This is a genomic window from Schaalia cardiffensis F0333 (genome assembly GCF_005886435.1).
Classification (GTDB): Bacteria; Actinomycetota; Actinomycetes; order Actinomycetales; family Actinomycetaceae; genus Pauljensenia; species Pauljensenia cardiffensis.
Window position 1 is genome coordinate 1653286 of record NZ_CP040505.1, and the last position, 23267, is coordinate 1676552.

A 23267-nucleotide genomic window follows, 5' to 3' on the forward strand; every position below is an offset into this window, starting at 1 on the left:
GTTTGCGCGCGTGTTTTGGGGGGTTTGTGGGTTGGATGTGATTCGTATAGTGGTTGTGAGCACAAGCGTGTCGTGTTCCCCCTCATTGTTTGTGTGGGGGGGGTTGTGTTTAGTGTTGGCCGATTAGTACCAGTCGGCTTACGAGCACATTACTGTGCTTCCACCTCTGGCCTATCTACCCAGTAGTCTGCTGGGGGCCTTCACACCCCACAAGGTGGGGTGTTGGAAACCTCATCTTGGAGCAGGCTTCCCGCTTAGATGCTTTCAGCGGTTATCCTTCCCGAACGTAGCTAACCAGCCATGCACCTGGCGGTACAACTGGCACACCAGAGGTTCGTCCATCCCGGTCCTCTCGTACTAGGGACGGGCCTCCACAAGTTTCCTACGCGCACAGAGGATAGGGACCGAACTGTCTCACGACGTTCTGAACCCAGCTCGCGTACCGCTTTAATGGGCGAACAGCCCAACCCTTGGGACCAACTCCAGCCCCAGGATGCGACGAGCCGACATCGAGGTGCCAAACCATGCCGTCGATATGGACTCTTGGGCAAGATCAGCCTGTTATCCCCGGGGTACCTTTTATCCGTTGAGCGACCACGCACCCACGTGCCATGGCCGGATCACTAGTTCCTGCTTTCGCACCTGCTCGACCCGTCGGTCTCACAGTCAAGCTCCCTTGTGCACTTACACTCGCCACCTGATGACCAACCAGGCTGAGGGAACCTTTGAGCGCCTCCGTTACTCTTTAGGAGGCAACCGCCCCAGTTAAACTACCCACCAGGCACTGTCCCCAACCCGGATCACGGGCCGAGGTTAGATGACCGCTTGAACCAGAATGGTATTTCAACTTTCGACTCCACACAGGCTGGCGCCCACGCTTCACAGTCTCCCACCTATCCTACACAAGCCCAAGCGAACACCAATACCAAGCTATAGTAAAGGTCCCGGGGTCTTTCCGTCCTTCTGCGCGAAACGAGCATCTTTACTCGTAATGCAATTTCACCGAGTTCACGGTTGAGACAGCGGAGAAGTCGTTACGCCATTCGTGCAGGTCGGAACTTACCCGACAAGGAATTTCGCTACCTTAGGATGGTTATAGTTACCACCGCCGTTTACTGGGGCTTAAATTCAAACCTTCACCACACGAGTGTGGTTGAGTCTTCCTCTTAACCTTCCAGCACCGGGCAGGCGTCAGTGCGTATACATCGCCTTACGGCTTCGCACGCACCTGTGTTTTTGATAAACAGTCGCTTCTCCCTATTCTCTGCGACCCCCAGCCACACCACCCACGCAAAAACGGTGGGCGCATCGCCAAGGGTCCTCCTTATCCCGAAGTTACGGAGGAATTTTGCCGAGTTCCTTAACCATGATTCACTCGAACGCCTCGGTATACTCTACCTGACCACCTGAGTCGGTTTAGGGTACGGGCGCGTAACACCCTCGCGTCGAGGCTTTTCTTGACAGTTGAGGATCACCACCAGACACCCCACACGGGGCACCCCCATCAGTCCTCACCCCTTCATGTTCCCCGGATTTACCTAGGAAACGGGCCACAACCTTAGACACACACAACCAACGGTGCGCGGCAGCTACCTTCCTGTGTCACCCCTGTTAACACGCTTACCTACAACAATCAGGGCCCCACAACTCCCACAACCACCACAACCCGAAAGCTGTGACGACATGAAAGCAAATGGTTAGCATAAAAGCTTCAGTATTGGCGGTTGTTACGCGGTACCAGAATATCAACTGGTTGTCCATCGACTACGCCTGTCGGCCTCGCCTTAGGACCCGACTAACCCAGGGCGGATAAACCTAGCCCTGGAACCCTTAGTCAATCGGCGGACGGGATTCCCACCCGTCATTCGTTACTCATGCCTGCATTCTCACTCCCACACGCTCCACCCACCATTACCAGCAGGCTTCACCGCACGCAGGACGCTCCCCTACCCACCCACACCACCACACGACAACTACGCTGCCCAGGTGTTACACGTGTGAGTGCCACAGCTTCGGCGGTACGCTTAAGCCCCGCTACATTGTCGGCGCGAAACCACTTGACCAGTGAGCTATTACGCACTCTTTCAAGGATGGCTGCTTCTAAGCCAACCTCCTGGTTGTCACCGCGATCTCACATCCTTTCCCACTTAGCGCACACTTAGGGGCCTTAGCTGATGATCTGGGCTGTTTCCCTCTCGACTACGAAGCTTATCCCCCGCAGTCTCACTGCCATGCTCACACCTTATGGCATTCGGAGTTTAGCTGACGTCAGTAACCCACAGGGCCCATCGGCCATCCAGTAGCTCTACCTCCACAAGGCAACACACAACGCTGCACCTAAATGCATTTCGGGGAGAACCAGCTATCACGGAGTTTGATTGGCCTTTCACCCCTACCCACAGTTCATCCCCCAGGTTTTCAACCCTGGTGGGTTCGGTCCTCCACACAGTCTTACCTCTGCTTCAACCTGACCATGGGTAGATCACCCCGCTTCGGGTCCAGAACACGCGACCAACGCCCTAATTTCAGACTCGCTTTCGCTACGCATACCCCACACGGGTTAAGCACGCCACGTATCACTGACTCGCAGGCTCATTCTTCAAAAGGCACGCCATCACCCCACAAGGCTCTGACGGCTTACAGGCACACGGTTTCAGGTACTATTTCACTCCCCTCCCGGGGTACTTTTCACCATTCCCTCACGGTACTATGCACTATCGGTCATCAAGGAGTATTCAGGCTTACCAGGTGGTCCTGGCAGATTCACACGAGATTTCACGAGTCCCGCACTACTCGGGCACCCATCCAACACACAACCGCACCGGTACGCCTACACGACTCTCACGCACTCCGGTCACCCATCCCAAGATGTTCAACTCCCAACACGATCACATGCCCCCCTCCGGCAGAAGGAAGGAAACAGACAAGCCCCACAACACCGCACACGCAACCCCCGCCGAGTATCACACGCACACGGTTTAGCCATCCTCCGCTTTCGCTCGCCACTACTCACGGAATATCTTTTCCTACGGGTACTAAGATGTTTCACTTCCCCGCGTTCCCCCCACCACCCTATACACGTTCAGATGATGGTAACCAAGCACAACCCTGGTTAGGTTCCCCCATTCGGACACCCTCGGATCAACACTCGCTCGCCAACTCCCCGAGGCATATCGCAGGCCGCAACGTCCTTCATCAGCTCTTGATGCCAAGGCATCCACCGAATGCCCAACAAAACTAAACAAAACCACAAAACAAACAAGATGCTCACAACCACTATACAAATCACAAACAACCCACCACACCACCAACCCCACACAACACGCAGAGCCAACAGCAAGCCACACACCCCCACCACAACCCCAACAAAAAGAAAAAGGAAGAGGGGGCATCACGCCCAACAGGTATTGAACGTGAACCCGACAGTGTGTCCATCACAAATGCCCAACCCCAAACGCACCCACACCCACCACCCCACAACAGGGCAGCACACATGCAAGCACAAGAAACACCCACCCACACCACCAACACATGACAGCATGAAGCGAGCATCCCCACAACGAGGCTCCCTAGAAAGGAGGTGATCCAGCCGCACCTTCCGGTACGGCTACCTTGTTACGACTTCGTCCCAATCGCCAATCCCACCTTCGACCACTCCCCCCAGACAAACCGGTTAGGCCATGAGCTTCGGGTGTTACCAACTTTCGTGACGTGACGGGCGGTGTGTACAAGGCCCGAGAACGTATTCACCGCAGCGTTGCTGATCTGCGATTACTAGCGACTCCACCTTCATGGGGTCGAGTTGCAGACCCCAATCCGAACTGAGACCAGCTTTAAGGGATTCGCTCCGCCTTACGACATCGCAACCCTCTGTACCAGCCATTGTAGCATGCGTGAAGCCCAAGACATAAGGGGCATGATGATTTGACGTCATCCCCACCTTCCTCCGAGTTAACCCCGGCAGTCCCCCACGAGTCCCCACCACAACGTGCTGGCAACATAGGGCAAGGGTTGCGCTCGTTGCGGGACTTAACCCAACATCTCACGACACGAGCTGACGACAACCATGCACCACCTGTACACCCCCAACCAAATGCCACCACATCTCTGCAGCGTCAGGGCGCATGTCAAGCCTTGGTAAGGTTCTTCGCGTTGCATCGAATTAATCCGCATGCTCCGCCGCTTGTGCGGGCCCCCGTCAATTCCTTTGAGTTTTAGCCTTGCGGCCGTACTCCCCAGGCGGGGCACTTAAAGCGTTAGCTACGGCGCAGAAACCACGGGTGGCCCCCACACCTAGTGCCCAACGTTTACAGCGTGGACTACCAGGGTATCTAATCCTGTTCGCTCCCCACGCTTTCGCTCCTCAGCGTCAGTAACGGCCCAGAGACCCGCCTTCGCCACCGGTGTTCCTCCTGATATCTGCGCATTCCACCGCTACACCAGGAATTCCAGTCTCCCCTACCGCACTCAAGCCAGCCCGTACCCACCGCACGCCCCCAGTTAAGCCAGAGGATTTCACGGCAGACGCGACCAACCGCCTACAAGCCCTTTACGCCCAATAATTCCGGACAACGCTCGCGCCCTACGTATTACCGCGGCTGCTGGCACGTAGTTAGCCGGCGCTTCTTTACCCACTACCCTCACCACAACCCAAAGCTGCGGCTTGACCATGAGCGAAAGAGGTTCACAACCCGAAGGCCTACATCCCTCACGCGGCGTCGCTGCATCAGACTTGCGTCCATTGTGCAAAATTCCCCACTGCTGCCTCCCGTAGGAGTCTGGGCCGTATCTCAGTCCCAATGTGACCGGTCACCCTCTCAGGCCGGTTACCCGTCAAAGCCTTGGTAGGCCACTACCCCACCAACAAGCTGATAGGCCGCGAGCCCATCCCCCACCAAAAACACCCAAAAGCATCTCTTTCCACACACCCCCATGCGAAGACATGTGAATATTCAGTATTAGCAGCCCTTTCAGACCGTTATCCCAAAGAAGAGGGCAGGTTACTCACGTGTTACTCACCCGTTCGCCACTAATCAACGGTGCAAGCACCGCATCATCGTTCGACTTGCATGTGTTAAGCACGCCGCCAGCGTTCGTCCTGAGCCAGGATCAAACTCTCCGAACAAAAACAAAACGTCAAAGCCCAGAAAAACCCACCACACCACAACAGCACAGCAGGCAATCCCAACCAAAAACAACTCAAAAACAAAAAACAGGCATAAAAAACAAACACACTATCGAGTTCACAAACAACACCCCACACCCAACCACAACACCCCACAACAGAGCACCACAACCAGGCAAGGCAACCACCACAACCCCACAACCAGGAGCCGCAGCAACAAAACACAAACCTACACACCCCCACCCACCCACGTCAAACCCACACAACGTAACACCCACCACACCCCACGAGTAGCCACGAAGAAACGGGGCCCACCCTCTTAAAAGGTGTACGCCCCGTCTCCACAATAGAAATGCGCGCCCTGAAGCGGAATATCCACACCCGATTCAGGAGATCAGCTCAAGCCGCAGTCGGCGCAAGAGCGTTATCCACCGGCAATGGACAACCACCCCTGCGCTTCTTCGCCGCCATGAATGTGACAAGAATTGCAGCTACGGTCCAAAGGAACAGGATCATGAGCGTCTTTTCGATTGTCCCGTCAACGCCAGCCCCTCCCGAAATGAGCGCACGGAAAGAGAGCTGTGTGTAACTCATCGGCAAAAGAGGATGAATCCACTGGAAGAAGCGGGGCGCGGTTTCGATCGGGAAGGTCGCACCCATAGAGGTGATCTGAAGGCTCAGGAGAACGATAGATAAGAAGCGTCCTCTGAAGGCGAAAGCCGCAACGCACGCCTGATTCACAGCCACGAAGCACAACGATGTGGCGATCGCCATTGCGCATAGTCCAAGGATGTTCGCTGCATGAAGCTCACCGACGGCATTCACCACAAGCATCATGATGACGGCTTGCCCTATTGCCAAGAAGAGTGCTGTTGCAGCCGGGCGTGTTGCCGATTTCCACCATCGTTCTGCGTGCGGGCGCTTGTCGAGCGCCGGAAGGATGAGGAAGAGGGCGATTGCACCGACCCATAGGGACAAAGACATGAACATTGGGGTGAATCCGGCACCGTTGTTCACAACGCCATTCAAGCGGTCCGATTCAACATCCACGAGCTTGCCAGCAACCTCAGCACTATGGCTCCGCTCAGCCTCGTTGAGAAGAGGAATACGATTCGTTCCTTTGTCGAGCTGTTCCGAGAGTGTGCCGCTTCCTTTCGCGAGGGTCGAGGCTCCGAGTTGGGCCGTACTCATTCCATCAGCGAGGGCGGAAGCTCCCTGTGCGGCACTACTCGTCCCCTGCGCGAGTTCATTGAGGCCTGAGACGAGACCTGAGGTGTTCGTTGCTGCCGAGCTGCTTCCTCGTGAAAGTGATTGAAGAGCTTCAAAGATCTGCGAGGTACCGTCCGATATTCTTTGAGCTCCCGCATCCACAGCTTCGACACCAGAAGCGAGGTGCGGAGTTTTCGTTTCGAGGTCACTCAGGCCCTGTGACACCGCGGATAGTCCACTGTTGAGCTGATGCGCGGCCTCGGACAGCTCCGAGGAGCCCAGTGATAGCTGGGAGGCGCCCGTTGCAGCAGCACCAACGCCCTCGGAAACGCTTTGCGCACCAGAGACGAGCTGGACAAGCGCCTCGCTCATTGATGCGAGCTTCTCATTGAGCGTCGTATCTGCTGCCACGAGGGCGGTGTTGAGCTGTCGTGCACCATGATTCAGATTCGGGGATTGCGCCGATAGCTCGCGCAGGGCTTGGCAGGTCGTTGATTGATCGGCCGCAGCTGCGCATGCTGCAGCGAGTTGATCGACCGTCCCCGAATAGGATGCGATGCTTGATTCGAGCTGCTCACCGCTTTGAATGGCAGCGCCCAGAGAAAAGCCGTCCATTTCCATCATTTCGCTGTGTACAGTCGCTAAGCCTCCGGCGACGCTCGCCGCCCCCTCCTTCAGGCTTGGGGCACCCCCTTCAGAGCGATTGAGTGCATCGTCGAGCCTCTTCGCCCCCTCGTTGATCGCTGCTGCGCCCTCGTCAATGGCTCCTGATGCATTGAGTGCCGAGGACGCTCCCGAAGCGAGTTGCCCGACACCCGAGGCCATGTGCCCTGCCTGCTCTGTGAGAGAAGCCGTGCCGTCGGCGAGGCGGACAGTAGCATCGGCGAGATCGCCAGATCCAGCTGAGGTCTGTTGCGCTCCTTCTGCGAGCCTGTTCAGTCCCGAGGAAAGCTCAAGCGCCCCTGTGAGGGCTGCGTGCGCGCCGGTGTCGAGGACCTCCAGACCACTAGTCAGTGTCACTGATCCTGTCTGGAGATCAGCGATGCCAAGGCTGAGCGTGTCGCTGCCCTGCTGGAGCGTATCCGCACCCTCTTGTGCTCTTACAAGGCCTGTTCTGACGCTCTGGATCGAAAGGATGAGATGATTTGCGATCCGCGTGGCTCCATGCTCGTTAATGCGGTTCGTCATCTCCTCAGCCACGCTCTGCGCCATGGTGCCGGCCAGATAGTTGATGGAGTCATCGGTGACGAGCCTCAGTTCCTGCGTTGTGGCTTCGTCGCGTTCATCGGTGGCAAGTCTCGATACGTTCTTCGAGAAGTCTTCGGGGATGTAGAGGATCGCACGAACATCCTCGGTCCTCATCCTCGACTCAGCCTCCTGTGCGCTCATCGCTTTCCAGGTGAAACCGACATCCTCTCCTTTGCGCGGTTCGAGAAGCGCAGATTCGAGCTCTGAGCCCAAGGAGAAGGTCTCTTCCTCGCCGTTGACGAGTTCGGCTGTAACAGGAGAATCAGAATTGACGATCGCCGCAGTCATCGTCCCAAGACGATGCGTTGGATCTTGGTAAGTCAAAGTGAGAAGTCCGGCATACAGCAGGGGGATCACGAGGACCGCAATGATGACGATGGTGTTCCCAAGGTGGGATCCGTTCAGCTTCTTCATGTGCATGACATCCCTTCGCACGATGTTCACAGCCAAAGGTGCGAGCCTGAAATCGCGCCAAGCAAAACGATACACACGTGTATCCATCACTTCAATACAGACCTGTATCCTTTTGGATAGTGTGAGTGAGTCCAGCAGCAAGGGCGAAGAAACCCTACCGAGTAGCGCATGGAGGAGACGTAGTGACGAAGCAGGCCAGTACGCCCCCGCTCCACGTTGGGCACACAATCTCTGCGCGCAAGGCAACGCTGAAAAAGCTCGCATCGATGCCCCCGAGCGATCGGCGCGCCGAAACTCAAGCCCTTCTCCTCGAAGCTGGCCGTCAGCTCTTCATCGAACAGGGCATCATGGGAACCAGCGTCAAAGATCTCTGCAGCCTCGCAGGATTCAGCCGCGGCGCCTTCTACTCCAACTTCTCCGACATGGAGCACTTCATCGAACGCCTCGCACACGAGCAATGGAGGACCATTACCGAGGCCGTGGACGAGTCCCTCGAAGCCTTCCTCAATTCTGAGCGCCTACCACTCGTCCTCGATTCGAAAAACGCCACGGAACTAGCGAGCCGTTTCCTCGAGATTATGCCGATATCACGCGCCTTTCATCTCCTCCACACAGAGATCGTCAGCTACTTAGCACGCAGCTGCACAGCGAGAGAGGAAATGCGCATCGAATACCGAGCTTTCAAAGAACATCTCGGACGCGCTCTGAGTTCGGCTCTCGAAAAGACCGGCAGGCACTGCATTCTCTCCCCGATTGACACGGCTGAACTGTTCTTGGCGTGTGCCGAACGTTCAATGTGCATTGGCCTGGCGGAGCGGGATGATGATTTGAAGGCGTATATCGAAAGGATTGCGCCAACGCTGCTTGTGCAGTTGACGGTTCCGAGCCATTAGAAGCATCTGGGTTCTTCGGGCTGGTGCCGTGTTTTGTGTCTTCTTCGACGCGTTGTGCTCTGTGTGTGTTGGGTGGGGTTGTGCGTCTTTGCAGTAGTAATCCGGGTTTGCACCCGGTTGTGTGTTGGCGTGTCTGGTGCACCACTTGCAGGGATTGTTGTGGGTGTGTTCAGGATTGTTGTGTGTGAAAGAGGGGTGGGGGGTGGAGCGTTGGATGGGGAACACTGGTGTGTGTTCCTTGGTTTCCTTTGCCCTACCCCCCACCCCTTTTTGTGGTGTGGTTGCGGCGGTTTCCTACTCTCCCACACCCTGTCGGGTGCAGTACCATCGGCGTTGTTGGGCTTAGCTTCCGGGTTCGGAATGTTGCCGGGCGTTTCCCCAATACTCTGACCACCGCAAGTTTGGTGTATCCACTCCCCACCCCCCAACAGGCGCGTGGTGTGCGCGCGTGTTTTGGGGGGTTTGTGGGTTGGATGTGATTCGTATAGTGGTTGTGAGCACAAGCGTGTCGTGTTCCCCCTCATTGTTTGTGTGGGGGGGTTGTGTTTAGTGTTGGCCGATTAGTACCAGTCGGCTTACGAGCACATTACTGTGCTTCCACCTCTGGCCTATCTACCCAGTAGTCTGCTGGGGGCCTTCACACCCCACAAGGTGGGGTGTTGGAAACCTCATCTTGGAGCAGGCTTCCCGCTTAGATGCTTTCAGCGGTTATCCTTCCCGAACGTAGCTAACCAGCCATGCACCTGGCGGTACAACTGGCACACCAGAGGTTCGTCCATCCCGGTCCTCTCGTACTAGGGACGGGCCTCCACAAGTTTCCTACGCGCACAGAGGATAGGGACCGAACTGTCTCACGACGTTCTGAACCCAGCTCGCGTACCGCTTTAATGGGCGAACAGCCCAACCCTTGGGACCAACTCCAGCCCCAGGATGCGACGAGCCGACATCGAGGTGCCAAACCATGCCGTCGATATGGACTCTTGGGCAAGATCAGCCTGTTATCCCCGGGGTACCTTTTATCCGTTGAGCGACCACGCACCCACGTGCCATGGCCGGATCACTAGTTCCTGCTTTCGCACCTGCTCGACCCGTCGGTCTCACAGTCAAGCTCCCTTGTGCACTTACACTCGCCACCTGATGACCAACCAGGCTGAGGGAACCTTTGAGCGCCTCCGTTACTCTTTAGGAGGCAACCGCCCCAGTTAAACTACCCACCAGGCACTGTCCCCAACCCGGATCACGGGCCGAGGTTAGATGACCGCTTGAACCAGAATGGTATTTCAACTTTCGACTCCACACAGGCTGGCGCCCACGCTTCACAGTCTCCCACCTATCCTACACAAGCCCAAGCGAACACCAATACCAAGCTATAGTAAAGGTCCCGGGGTCTTTCCGTCCTTCTGCGCGAAACGAGCATCTTTACTCGTAATGCAATTTCACCGAGTTCACGGTTGAGACAGCGGAGAAGTCGTTACGCCATTCGTGCAGGTCGGAACTTACCCGACAAGGAATTTCGCTACCTTAGGATGGTTATAGTTACCACCGCCGTTTACTGGGGCTTAAATTCAAACCTTCACCACACGAGTGTGGTTGAGTCTTCCTCTTAACCTTCCAGCACCGGGCAGGCGTCAGTGCGTATACATCGCCTTACGGCTTCGCACGCACCTGTGTTTTTGATAAACAGTCGCTTCTCCCTATTCTCTGCGACCCCCAGCCACACCACCCACGCAAAAACGGTGGGCGCATCGCCAAGGGTCCTCCTTATCCCGAAGTTACGGAGGAATTTTGCCGAGTTCCTTAACCATGATTCACTCGAACGCCTCGGTATACTCTACCTGACCACCTGAGTCGGTTTAGGGTACGGGCGCGTAACACCCTCGCGTCGAGGCTTTTCTTGACAGTTGAGGATCACCACCAGACACCCCACACGGGGCACCCCCATCAGTCCTCACCCCTTCATGTTCCCCGGATTTACCTAGGAAACGGGCCACAACCTTAGACACACACAACCAACGGTGCGCGGCAGCTACCTTCCTGTGTCACCCCTGTTAACACGCTTACCTACAACAATCAGGGCCCCACAACTCCCACAACCACCACAACCCGAAAGCTGTGACGACATGAAAGCAAATGGTTAGCATAAAAGCTTCAGTATTGGCGGTTGTTACGCGGTACCAGAATATCAACTGGTTGTCCATCGACTACGCCTGTCGGCCTCGCCTTAGGACCCGACTAACCCAGGGCGGATAAACCTAGCCCTGGAACCCTTAGTCAATCGGCGGACGGGATTCCCACCCGTCATTCGTTACTCATGCCTGCATTCTCACTCCCACACGCTCCACCCACCATTACCAGCAGGCTTCACCGCACGCAGGACGCTCCCCTACCCACCCACACCACCACACGACAACTACGCTGCCCAGGTGTTACACGTGTGAGTGCCACAGCTTCGGCGGTACGCTTAAGCCCCGCTACATTGTCGGCGCGAAACCACTTGACCAGTGAGCTATTACGCACTCTTTCAAGGATGGCTGCTTCTAAGCCAACCTCCTGGTTGTCACCGCGATCTCACATCCTTTCCCACTTAGCGCACACTTAGGGGCCTTAGCTGATGATCTGGGCTGTTTCCCTCTCGACTACGAAGCTTATCCCCCGCAGTCTCACTGCCATGCTCACACCTTATGGCATTCGGAGTTTAGCTGACGTCAGTAACCCACAGGGCCCATCGGCCATCCAGTAGCTCTACCTCCACAAGGCAACACACAACGCTGCACCTAAATGCATTTCGGGGAGAACCAGCTATCACGGAGTTTGATTGGCCTTTCACCCCTACCCACAGTTCATCCCCCAGGTTTTCAACCCTGGTGGGTTCGGTCCTCCACACAGTCTTACCTCTGCTTCAACCTGACCATGGGTAGATCACCCCGCTTCGGGTCCAGAACACGCGACCAACGCCCTAATTTCAGACTCGCTTTCGCTACGCATACCCCACACGGGTTAAGCACGCCACGTATCACTGACTCGCAGGCTCATTCTTCAAAAGGCACGCCATCACCCCACAAGGCTCTGACGGCTTACAGGCACACGGTTTCAGGTACTATTTCACTCCCCTCCCGGGGTACTTTTCACCATTCCCTCACGGTACTATGCACTATCGGTCATCAAGGAGTATTCAGGCTTACCAGGTGGTCCTGGCAGATTCACACGAGATTTCACGAGTCCCGCACTACTCGGGCACCCATCCAACACACAACCGCACCGGTACGCCTACACGACTCTCACGCACTCCGGTCACCCATCCCAAGATGTTCAACTCCCAACACGATCACATGCCCCCCTCCGGCAGAAGGAAGGAAACAGACAAGCCCCACAACACCGCACACGCAACCCCCGCCGAGTATCACACGCACACGGTTTAGCCATCCTCCGCTTTCGCTCGCCACTACTCACGGAATATCTTTTCCTACGGGTACTAAGATGTTTCACTTCCCCGCGTTCCCCCCACCACCCTATACACGTTCAGATGATGGTAACCAAGCACAACCCTGGTTAGGTTCCCCCATTCGGACACCCTCGGATCAACACTCGCTCGCCAACTCCCCGAGGCATATCGCAGGCCGCAACGTCCTTCATCAGCTCTTGATGCCAAGGCATCCACCGAATGCCCAACAAAACTAAACAAAACCACAAAACAAACAAGATGCTCACAACCACTATACAAATCACAAACAACCCACCACACCACCAACCCCACACAACACGCAGAGCCAACAGCAAGCCACACACCCCCACCACAACCCCAACAAAAAGAAAAAGGAAGAGGGGGCATCACGCCCAACAGGTATTGAACGTGAACCCGACAGTGTGTCCATCACAAATGCCCAACCCCAAACGCACCCACACCCACCACCCCACAACAGGGCAGCACACATGCAAGCACAAGAAACACCCACCCACACCACCAACACATGACAGCATGAAGCGAGCATCCCCACAACGAGGCTCCCTAGAAAGGAGGTGATCCAGCCGCACCTTCCGGTACGGCTACCTTGTTACGACTTCGTCCCAATCGCCAATCCCACCTTCGACCACTCCCCCCAGACAAACCGGTTAGGCCATGAGCTTCGGGTGTTACCAACTTTCGTGACGTGACGGGCGGTGTGTACAAGGCCCGAGAACGTATTCACCGCAGCGTTGCTGATCTGCGATTACTAGCGACTCCACCTTCATGGGGTCGAGTTGCAGACCCCAATCCGAACTGAGACCAGCTTTAAGGGATTCGCTCCGCCTTACGACATCGCAACCCTCTGTACCAGCCATTGTAGCATGCGTGAAGCCCAAGACATAAGGGGCATGATGATTTGACGTCATCCCCACCTTCCTCCGAGTTAACCCCGGCAGTCCCCCACGAGTCCCCACCACAACGTGCTGGCAACATAGGGCAAGGGTTGCGCTCGTTGCGGGACTTAACCCAACATCTCACGACACGAGCTGACGACAACCATGCACCACCTGTACACCCCCAACCAAATGCCACCACATCTCTGCAGCGTCAGGGCGCATGTCAAGCCTTGGTAAGGTTCTTCGCGTTGCATCGAATTAATCCGCATGCTCCGCCGCTTGTGCGGGCCCCCGTCAATTCCTTTGAGTTTTAGCCTTGCGGCCGTACTCCCCAGGCGGGGCACTTAAAGCGTTAGCTACGGCGCAGAAACCACGGGTGGCCCCCACACCTAGTGCCCAACGTTTACAGCGTGGACTACCAGGGTATCTAATCCTGTTCGCTCCCCACGCTTTCGCTCCTCAGCGTCAGTAACGGCCCAGAGACCCGCCTTCGCCACCGGTGTTCCTCCTGATATCTGCGCATTCCACCGCTACACCAGGAATTCCAGTCTCCCCTACCGCACTCAAGCCAGCCCGTACCCACCGCACGCCCCCAGTTAAGCCAGAGGATTTCACGGCAGACGCGACCAACCGCCTACAAGCCCTTTACGCCCAATAATTCCGGACAACGCTCGCGCCCTACGTATTACCGCGGCTGCTGGCACGTAGTTAGCCGGCGCTTCTTTACCCACTACCCTCACCACAACCCAAAGCTGCGGCTTGACCATGAGCGAAAGAGGTTCACAACCCGAAGGCCTACATCCCTCACGCGGCGTCGCTGCATCAGACTTGCGTCCATTGTGCAAAATTCCCCACTGCTGCCTCCCGTAGGAGTCTGGGCCGTATCTCAGTCCCAATGTGACCGGTCACCCTCTCAGGCCGGTTACCCGTCAAAGCCTTGGTAGGCCACTACCCCACCAACAAGCTGATAGGCCGCGAGCCCATCCCCCACCAAAAACACCCAAAAGCATCTCTTTCCACACACCCCCATGCGAAGACATGTGAATATTCAGTATTAGCAGCCCTTTCAGACCGTTATCCCAAAGAAGAGGGCAGGTTACTCACGTGTTACTCACCCGTTCGCCACTAATCAACGGTGCACGCACCGCATCATCGTTCGACTTGCATGTGTTAAGCACGCCGCCAGCGTTCGTCCTGAGCCAGGATCAAACTCTCCGAACAAAAACAAAAACGTCCAAGCCCAGAAAAACCCACCACACCACAACAGCACAGCAGGCAATCCCAACCAAAAACAACTCAAAAACAAAAAACAGGCATAAAAAACAAACACACTATCGAGTTCACAAACAACACCCAAACACCTTCTTAAACAAGACACAGGAATGCCCTGCGAAAGAAGGGGAGGCTTAGCGCCGTGGCGCGAACTTTTGACTTGAAAGAGTCTCAAGCGCTCGGCGCAACAAGAAGAACATTAGCGACCGCCCGATGCACCGTCAAATCGAGATCCGAACCCTTCAAACACCACTCACCAGCTCACAAATGCTGAGAATATCGCCAAAAACTCCCGCTCCCACAAGAGGAGCACAAGGCTACGAAGCGGGCACGTAATCCATCACACACACAGCTTCTTCGAAGTCAGCAACATGTGGCTTGAGCATTCTTCTCAGCTTCTTTTCGCCCGGATTTCGCGCATTTCCCGGGTTGATTGGAGCCCCCGCCTCTCCACGACAACGCGCAAAGGTTCCCTCTATACGCACTATTCCTCCGTTCGACGGGTTCTTCGGCGGAGGCTTAGCTCACAGCCCCTATACGTGCCACCCGTGCGGCACAGTCAAGATCTGGCACGCGTGCGAATCCATAGACATCGAGGAAATAGAAACGGAGAAGAGGGCTGAAGCCGACGCGCATGCGCACGCTTCCCTGCTGGTCTGCTGGTCTGCTGGTCGACGGCACGCCGATACCCACGCCACCGCAAACCCCAGCACACATGAATGCGCGGCACGCCGGAACATAGTCCGTGCGCGCCGCGCATTGGTGTTCAAGCGATCCGCATAGCCGCAAGCCTGAGAGTCGACGGCCTCAGACTTCGCAGGTAGATCGGAACAATGAGCCTGAGAGGCGAAGCGAGGCTACGGCGCCCTTCCAACATAGAAGGGGCTTCGCCCTTATACAGAGGTCTCGCCCTTCCCGCATACCCGCATAATGGGGGCCTCCGATTCGCTCTGACCTCAACGGGAACTCCGGGTCACCTACGGCCGAAGAGGCTCCCGAAGAAGCTCGAGTTCCCCTTCACCTTCGCAATCTCTTCCGCACTGTGCTTGCCATCGCACCACTGCGAAGCGGGAACCATCGCACGCACCGCGTCAATGTGCTGGCCGCAGCCAGCCCACGTCGTCTTACCGCACACCTTGCACTTCACCGGACTGCACATGTTGTTCTCCTTGGTTTCTCGCACCCTCGTGCGTCGTTGTTCAATCCTGTCAAACCCGAGCCCTGACAGCGCCCGATTGCTCCGATCATCAGCGTCACCCTCGCGTGCGAGTGATTGATGTCTTGTACCTCGAGCACTGACACCGAGCACGAAGAAACTCAACGCTCAATGAGCCCCGGGTGACGTTTCGCCCAGGCTTCAAGCGTGAGCATCCCCCCGTCGAGCGAAGCGGACTTGAATCCCGCGTCGGTGAGCATGCGATGCGCCAGATAGGAGCGAACGCCCGAGCGGCAGTGGATCGCGATGGGACGCTCACCAGCGGCCTCACGGACCTCGTCCATACGCCGACGAAGCTCAGTGTGGGCAATGCGCAGCGAGCCGGGAATCCTCGGCCCTTCGGCGACCTCATCGGGCTGGCGCACATCGAGGATGAGGTGAGTCTTTCGGATCTCGTCGAGCTGGTTCGCGTACCAGAGTTCAAGCATGCCGTCGAAAAGGTTCTCCGCGATCATTCCGACCATATTGACAGAGTCTTTCGGAGCTCCGAAAGGAGGAGCGTAGGCGAGGTCGAGGTCAATGAGTTCTTCCGCCTTGAGCCCTGCACGGATCGCCGTTGCCAAGACATCGATCCTGCGGTCGACGCCCTCACGCCCAACACCCTGCGCCCCCAGGATTCCCCCGTCTTCGCCAAGGAGGACCACCAGGGAAATGGTGGAGGCACCGGGGAAATAGCCGACGTGCTGAGCATGGTGGGTGTGGATCGCCCTGAAGGGGATTCCCGCTCGAGTGAGTTCACGAGAGTTGGAACCGGTCATCGCGACCTGGAGATCGCCAGCCCGCACGATCGCCGTACCCAGGGGCTTGACAATCTCCTTAGCGGCCGGGGCCTGGCCATTGAGAACCGAGATGATGTCGTCGGCAATACGGCGCCCCGCACGGCTCGCAGGACCCGCGAGAGCAACGGGACGACGAGCGCCGGTTGCCGCAATGGTGGACAGCGCAGCATCTCCGGCGGCCCAGATGCGCTCATCGGAGGTACGCCCATGATTGTCAACGTCGATCGCGCCATTCTCGACGCGGATCCCGGCGCTTAGGGCAAGTTCGATGCGGGCGCGCGCACCAACCGCAACGAGCACGAGATCAGCTTCGAGAGCGTCGATCCCCTCGACGATGACCCGTCCGCGCCCGCCCTCGTCTTCAATGCCACTCACCCGAGCGGATTCGATGACAGTGATGCCGATGCGCTCGAGTTCATCGAGGACGAGGGAGGAGAGTTCCTCTTCTACAGGAGGCAAGACATGGTCGCTTCCTTCAACAAGAGCGACCTCCATGCCCGCAAGACGCAAGGACTCGGCGGCCTCGAGGCCAATGAAGCCCGCACCAATGACGACTGCACGTCCGCCGGGCTCGGCCATCTCCTTGACCCCAACGGCGTCGGGGATGGTGCGCAAAGTTTTGACGAAGGGCAGATCAATTCCCGGGATCGGAAGATCAACCGATCGGGCGCCGGGGGCCAGGACGAGGGCGTCGTAGGCGAGTTCTTCTTCTCCCTGCGAAGAGCGGATACGAAGGCTTCGATTCACAGAGTCGACCGCGAGTACTTCCGTGTTGACTCGGATATCAAGGTTGAGGGAGTCGTAGATCGACTTCGGGGTCTGAACCCGAAGTGCGGCTTCCTCGACGATTTCCCCGCCAACGAAGTAGGGAAGACCGCACGAAGCGATGGAGATATCCATGCCCTTTTCGAGGACGATCACGTGGGCCTGTTCGTCGAGGCGACGAAGACGAGCCGCGCAGCTCATTCCGGCGGCGACGCCGCCAACGATCACGATGGTGTTCATTGGTCCTCCGTTGAGTTCGGATTGTCAGGAAAAATATACCCTGCGGGGTATCATTTCCTTGTGTTCGCAAGTGCACGTGGAGGGAGAGAGATATGACACCTGAAGCCCTTGAGTCCGAGCGCGCACAGGCCCAAAAAAGGGCCCTCAACCGTCTTAAGCGAGCGCGGGGCCAACTTGATGCGGTCATTCGCGCGGTCGAAGAGGGGCGACGATGCAGCGACATCGTGACGCAGCTCGCGGCGGTGAACTCTGCTCTGCAAAGAGCTGGTTTTTCCGTGATCTCCTCCACCATGCGCGACTGCGCGAGCAACAAAGAGCAGACCCCTGAGGATGTAGAAGCCCAGTTCAAAGAATTGGAGAAGCTCTTCCTCTCTTTGTCCTAAGCTCACTCCCTGCTCATTCCCCTCCCCCACATTCCGCACATTGGCATGACTCGGACTTGACTGTTCTTATAAGCTTTTCAGCGACAACCTTGGCTCAAAGCCAAAGATTCCCAACTTCTGATAAGAGAACGTCATGCCTTCTGAACCCCAGTCGCTGTCCGAGGTCATCAACGGATACCTCGACATCGTCTCCACGGCGCTCTACAGCTACATTCTCATCGCTCTCCTCATCGGCACGGGCCTGTACTTCTTTATCCGCTCCAAGGCCCTGCCCCTTCGCATGTTCCGAGAGTCCATCCGCGTCGTCTCTGAACCGCCAGACCAGGAGGGGGCGATCTCTTCCTTCCGGGCCCTGATGATTTCGACCGCCTCGCGAGTGGGCGTCGGCAATATCGCAGGTGTCGGAACGGCCATCGCGCTCGGCGGCGCGGGCTCCGTGTTCTGGATGTGGGTGATCGCCACCCTTGGCGCCGCATCCGCCTTTGTCGAGTCCACCCTTGCGCAGATCTACAAGAAGCGCGGGCACGGCCCCGACGATCACTCGATCGGCGGCCCCGCCTACTACATTCAGATCGCGCTCAAGCAGCATTGGCTCGCAGCGACCTTCGCCCTCGTCTTGATCCTGACGTACATGGGCGGCTTCAATATGCTTGCCTCCTTCAACGTTGTGGATTCCTTCAGCCAGTACTCCTGGTTCGATCCCTCCTGGACCCCCTACCTCTTGGGCGGAATCCTCACCATCGCCATGGCCCTGTCGATCTTCGGAGGCACGCGCCGCCTGACCTACGTCACCGGCCTCCTTGTGCCGATCATGGCGCTGATCTACCTCGCTGCAGGCCTCATCGTCGTCATTTTCAACTACCAGAACATCCCCTCGATGTTCCTTCAGATCTTCGAACAGGCCTTCGATTTCAGGGCGATCTTCTCCGGTTTCGCAGGTTCGGCAATGATGTATGGCATCAAGCGCGGCCTGTACTCGAACGAGGCCGGTGTCGGTTCCGCCCCGAACGCCGCTGCAACCGCCTCAGTCTCCCACCCCGTGAAGCAGGGCCTGGTCCAAATGCTTTCGGTCTTCATTGACACAATGGTGATCTGCACGATCACCGCCTTCATCATTCTTTCTTCAGGGGTGCAAGGAGGCGAGGACCTCAAGGGAGCTCCACTGGTCACCCAGTCAATGGCGACCATCTTCGGCGACTTCGCTCTGCCCTTCACGAGCTTCGCTCTGCTCCTCTTCGCTTTCACGACGATTATTGGCAACTTCTACTACGCAGAGGTCAATCTTCGTTTCCTCGTGGGGGATCGTCCGACTCCGATCTGGGCACTACAGATTTTCCGCTCACTCGCGGCCGTGCTCGTCTTCATGGGTGGCCTCTTGGAGTTCTCGGTCGCCTGGAATCTTGGCGACATCCTCATGGGCATCATGGCCCTCATTAACCTGCCCGTCATCATCATCCTCGGCAAGAAGGCCCTCGACGCCGCCGAGGACTACATCGCCCAGCGCAAGGCCGGGAAGAACCCCGAATTCAGAGCCACTTCAATCGGTATTACCGACACGCTCGACTACTGGCGCTAAGGCTCCAGCGCTCCACGAGCCTTCACCCTTGGGCCCCGCCCTCGTTTCATACGAGGACGGGGCCGCACCCTTTTCAGTCCTCTTCCTCTTACCACTCCCCCTCCCCTCAGTTCTTCCTCGCACCCGCTTGATCTGCCCACTCGACCTCGCATTGCTGCCCTTGAGCGCAGTGGCCTTTCCAGCTCATTGCGCCTCAGAATCACGAGCACACCAAACTTGATAGCGAGAATGCTTATCATTAAGATTCTTCGGTGACCCACTCATTCGAGCGCCGCAACACGGACTCAGTGCCTCGAATGTCCTCGTCAATAAGGAAGCAGTGATGTTACTGAAGAAGTCGAAACTCCTCAGCGGGATCATGGCCTGCGCCCTCTCCCTCGGCCTCCTCGCACCCCCCGCGAGCGCCGCCGGGAGAGAAACCATCAGCGAAGGACACACCGATGCCTTCTACGTCGATACCAGCGACGGTACCCCGAAGGTCCTCGTCAATCACGGTCTGAGCAACACCAAGCACGACCCGAATGAGGTCGCTTTCGCCATTTCCGCCTCGACCTACGGCGAATACGAGGTCTTCGCCCCCTACCTCGAACGCGGACACAGCGGCTACTACACGGCTTCAGAAGACAGCGATTACTTCGAGCCCGGCTGGTCAGCACCACAATTCCGCACCAACGGATTCACCTCGGTACGCATCGACTTCACCAAGGTCGAAGGCCCCGGCGATGTCGCGGTCTTGGGCAATCGACTCATAGAGAGCGAACCCTTCGCGAAATTCCTCCTCCCCACCGAGCAGATCGACACACTGGGGGCCCTCTTTGAGGCCCTCGCTTCCCCGGACAAGCTCAACCAGTTTGGAACCGAGGGAATCCCCAATGGCAGCTACTACCTCGAGGCCGGCACCTCATTGCCGATCTTCGGTCACACGCACGCCCACTGGTTCTTCAACGCTCCCGGCCACTACGAATTGACCGGAAAGGCCGTTGCCACCAGGCAGGACGGCGAGACAGTCGAATCTGAACCCTTTACAAGCGTTTTCGAGGTCGAGGACGCAGGCGCGAGCGGCCCTGGGGCGCCGCCGAGCACGGACGGGGAAGAGGCAGACCCTTCAGAGACGGATGCTTCGGAGGCAACCCCTTCCCCTCAGGGAAACGAGGGGCAGTCCGGATACACACTGAAATCGGATCCGATCACCTTCGACTCCGGCCACATGGATGCTTTCTTCATCGGCACCCGCGGCGGCTCGCCCAGTCTCTTCCTCAAAGAGGACGTGAGCGCCGCAGAGCCCACGCGCCGCGTCCCCTCCTCAGTGACCATGGTCTTCGTCAAAGAACGCTACGAGGAGACCGGGAACTACAACGGGTCAATTCATGAGACGGCCGGATACCACTCGAATGCCATCGGCCCTGAGATGAGCATCTACTCCCCCGGCTGGTCCGTTGACGATTACCAGGCGAATGGCTTTTCGAAGGCGCAAGTGCGTTTCACCTCGGTCGAAGGCCCCGGAAAGATCGTCCTGACGGGCACCCCCACCCTGGAGGGATCCCTTCCCCCCGTTCTTCGTGATTCGAGCCCTTACCTCAGTGCAGGTGCGGTTCTTCCAGTTACTGGACACACCCACGGCTACTGGCTCTTCACCCGCCCAGGAACCTACACGATCAAAGCTCAAGCGCTCGTCACCCCTGCCAATGGGGGTGCAGCCCTCGAATCCCCGATCGAGACCTACACCTTCATCGTCGAAAAGAATCCGGCAGATCCTTCAGTTTCCGAGCACGAAAAGCCCTCGCTCCTCATCTCCAACACCGGCGGCAAAGTTGAAGCCGGCTCGTCACTCGAAGCCCTGGCTTCCGGCTTCCCCGAAGGCACTCGCCTCGAAGCCGCACTGACCGCCATGTCCGCGCCCAACACGCGCACGGCGCTCGCATCTGATGCCACCGCTGATAAGACGGGGAAAGCTACCCTATCCCTCCCCATCCCCGCGCAGCTCGAGCCCGGGATGTACACCCTCTCAGTCGGGCGCCCCGGTGAAGAACACGAGGCTTTCGCCCTCGTCACCATCACCGCTCGCCCCTCAAGCCCGCAACAGCCCGACCCTGAGGCACCCACGCCCCCGCAACAGCCAGGCAATCCCCTCCTCCCCACCCCCGAGGAAGGTCCCTCTCCCGATGGGATCATCACCACGAAGGACAAGGTCGAAATCGACCACGGACACCTCGACCTTCTCACCGCGATCGTCAAAGACCACGCCCTATACCTGGTGGTGAAAGACGATTCGACGGGTAGGCCCATCCTGCGTGACCCCGCAGATGTCACCCTGCGAGTTCGAGGCAATGCGTTGAGGAACTTCGACAAGCAGATCGCCCCGGGCCTTCCCGAACAGGGCTACCTTCTCGACGCCGGAGGTCTGAACCAGCAGGAGATCCTGTTCCCCGGATGGGACACGAACGGGGTTCGCCCCGACTACGGGGAGGTCGACTTCGAGATCGTGTCAATGAGCGCCCCCGAAGGCGCGAAAGCCTACATGTTCAACACGAAGACCTTCGGTGGAGCCGAGCCTGCCTTCACGAATGGTGAACTCGAGATCACGCCCGGCGCAATCATCCACCAGTCCCGCCCCGCCCACGTGCACACGAATTGGCTGTTTTCCGCTCCGGGCGAATACACGATGACGGTCCGGGCCACGGCCTCGCCGCTTCTCGCCATCGGCTCTGGCCCCTTGAAATCTCGGACAGCGACCTACACCTGGAAGGTCGACGAGGCCGAAGCGGCACCCGCTCCGCCCACGACCTCACCCTCCCCTGCGCCCGCGCCCTCTCCTGCGCCCGCACAGGACACGAGGGAACACTCCTCCTCCCCCTCTCCTTCACAAGCCTCCGCTCCTGGGACCACGAGCACGACATCGACTCAGCGTTCCAGCGGCTCTGCCCTCCCCAAGGCGAAGTGCTTCCCGAAGAGTCAAGCCGGTTCGGGGGCAGACACCCTCATTGCGCAGATCAAGGACGATAGGACTTCCCCAGGAGAGTGGGTCGATCCCACAACCTTGAACTTCTCCATCGGAGAGGCAGGGAAGGTCACCACCCCGATGGACATCGGAGGGATTGCGAAGGGCACCACCGCCTGGATGATCTCCATGTCCCAGGTCAAGGGTGTTCCCTGGATCGGCGTCAACACTCAGCATCCGAGCCTGCAAGAGAAGACCCAAGGGGCGACGAACTTCGCATTGACCTCCTTCTCAGGCCCGGGCAGGGTTGAGGTCTTCGAGTTCGGCCCTCCCCCCATCTCCTCAGTCGGCGAGATCTGGTTCTCCGGCTCTGAAGGCTCCGCGCAAGGATCCCATTCGGTCGATCCGAATACCCACGTCCACCCGAACTGGATCTTCACAGAACCCGGGCACTACACACTCGGAATCACCATGACAACTCAAGCGAAGGACGGATCCGAGTTGAAGGGTTCAACGACTCTGAGTATCGACGTCGGAACTGAAGGCGGCGTCAACGACGGACACTTCGACCTCGGGCCGAGCATCGGAGCGGCAGGTTCCACAACCGTGTGGGTCGACGCGAACGGCAACCCCTGCACCCCCGACGCGAACGACCTCGCAGCCGCAGGACTGGCGAAGACCGGGGCTGCGGGCATTGGAGAGCTCGAAACAGCCGCTGCTGCCCTTGCCTTCCTCGGAGCACTGCTCCTCGTGCTCAAGCGACGAGGCTCACTGCATCTCAGACCGCGAGGAGTCTGAGATGCACTCAAGGGTGGGGCTGTTTCTCCTCAAGAGAAGCAGCCCCACCCTCAGTGTGTATTCGCCGAAA

7 protein-coding genes and 5 rRNA genes are annotated in these 23267 nt (G+C 57.7%); 4 read left to right on the forward strand and 8 right to left on the reverse strand.

The window, feature by feature from the left end:
- Positions 1-104: 104 nt before the first annotated feature.
- The 3 genes from FFA61_RS06930 to FFA61_RS06945 all read right to left on the reverse strand — a co-directional run bounded on the left by FFA61_RS06930 (position 105) and on the right by FFA61_RS06945 (position 7996).
- Positions 105-3244 (reverse strand): 23S ribosomal RNA (locus FFA61_RS06930).
- Between the two features lie 329 nt (positions 3245-3573).
- A 16S ribosomal RNA gene (locus tag FFA61_RS06935) occupies positions 3574-5125 on the reverse strand.
- The 16S and 23S rRNA genes sit together here, the layout of an rRNA operon.
- Before the next feature lie 399 nt (positions 5126-5524).
- Positions 5525-7996, reverse strand: a complete 2472-nt coding sequence (locus tag FFA61_RS06945; RefSeq protein ID WP_165544477.1) for a YhgE/Pip domain-containing protein — start codon at positions 7994-7996, stop codon at positions 5525-5527.
- A 182-nt stretch (positions 7997-8178) separates the two neighbouring features.
- On the opposite strand from FFA61_RS06945, the gene FFA61_RS06950 reads away from it, so the two are divergent.
- Positions 8179-8889, forward strand: coding sequence for a TetR/AcrR family transcriptional regulator (locus tag FFA61_RS06950; RefSeq protein WP_005965328.1), 711 nt, complete (start codon positions 8179-8181; stop codon positions 8887-8889).
- Between the two features lie 281 nt (positions 8890-9170).
- Here FFA61_RS06950 and rrf read toward each other — a convergent pair.
- The 5 genes from rrf to FFA61_RS06975 all read right to left on the reverse strand — a co-directional run bounded on the left by rrf (position 9171) and on the right by FFA61_RS06975 (position 17502).
- Positions 9171-9287, reverse strand: a 5S ribosomal RNA gene (gene rrf, locus FFA61_RS06955).
- A 143-nt stretch (positions 9288-9430) separates the two neighbouring features.
- Positions 9431-12570: ribosomal RNA gene (locus tag FFA61_RS06960) — 23S ribosomal RNA — on the reverse strand.
- Between the two features lie 329 nt (positions 12571-12899).
- A 16S ribosomal RNA gene (locus tag FFA61_RS06965) occupies positions 12900-14451 on the reverse strand.
- 1024 nt (positions 14452-15475) lie between these two features.
- Positions 15476-15661: a DUF8730 family Cys-rich protein gene (locus tag FFA61_RS06970; protein ID WP_005963540.1), complete on the reverse strand. Its 186-nt coding sequence runs from the start codon at positions 15659-15661 to the stop codon at positions 15476-15478.
- Between the two features lie 158 nt (positions 15662-15819).
- Entirely contained in the window at positions 15820-17502 is a 1683-nt protein-coding gene (locus FFA61_RS06975; RefSeq protein WP_005963539.1) for an FAD-dependent oxidoreductase, read from the reverse strand.
- A 92-nt stretch (positions 17503-17594) separates the two neighbouring features.
- On the opposite strand from FFA61_RS06975, the gene FFA61_RS06980 reads away from it, so the two are divergent.
- The 3 genes from FFA61_RS06980 (at position 17595) to FFA61_RS06990 (ending at position 23197) form a co-directional block, all read left to right on the forward strand.
- Complete coding sequence (locus FFA61_RS06980; RefSeq protein ID WP_005963538.1) at positions 17595-17885, forward strand: metal-sensitive transcriptional regulator; 291 nt, start codon at positions 17595-17597, stop codon at positions 17883-17885.
- A 133-nt stretch (positions 17886-18018) separates the two neighbouring features.
- Positions 18019-19461 (forward strand): alanine/glycine:cation symporter family protein, encoded by a 1443-nt coding sequence (locus FFA61_RS06985; protein WP_005963537.1) that lies wholly within the window; start codon positions 18019-18021, stop codon positions 19459-19461.
- A 322-nt stretch (positions 19462-19783) separates the two neighbouring features.
- Positions 19784-23197, forward strand: a complete 3414-nt coding sequence (locus tag FFA61_RS06990; RefSeq protein ID WP_005963536.1) for a TIGR03773 family transporter-associated surface protein — start codon at positions 19784-19786, stop codon at positions 23195-23197.
- The last annotated feature ends 70 nt before the right edge of the window (positions 23198-23267 follow it).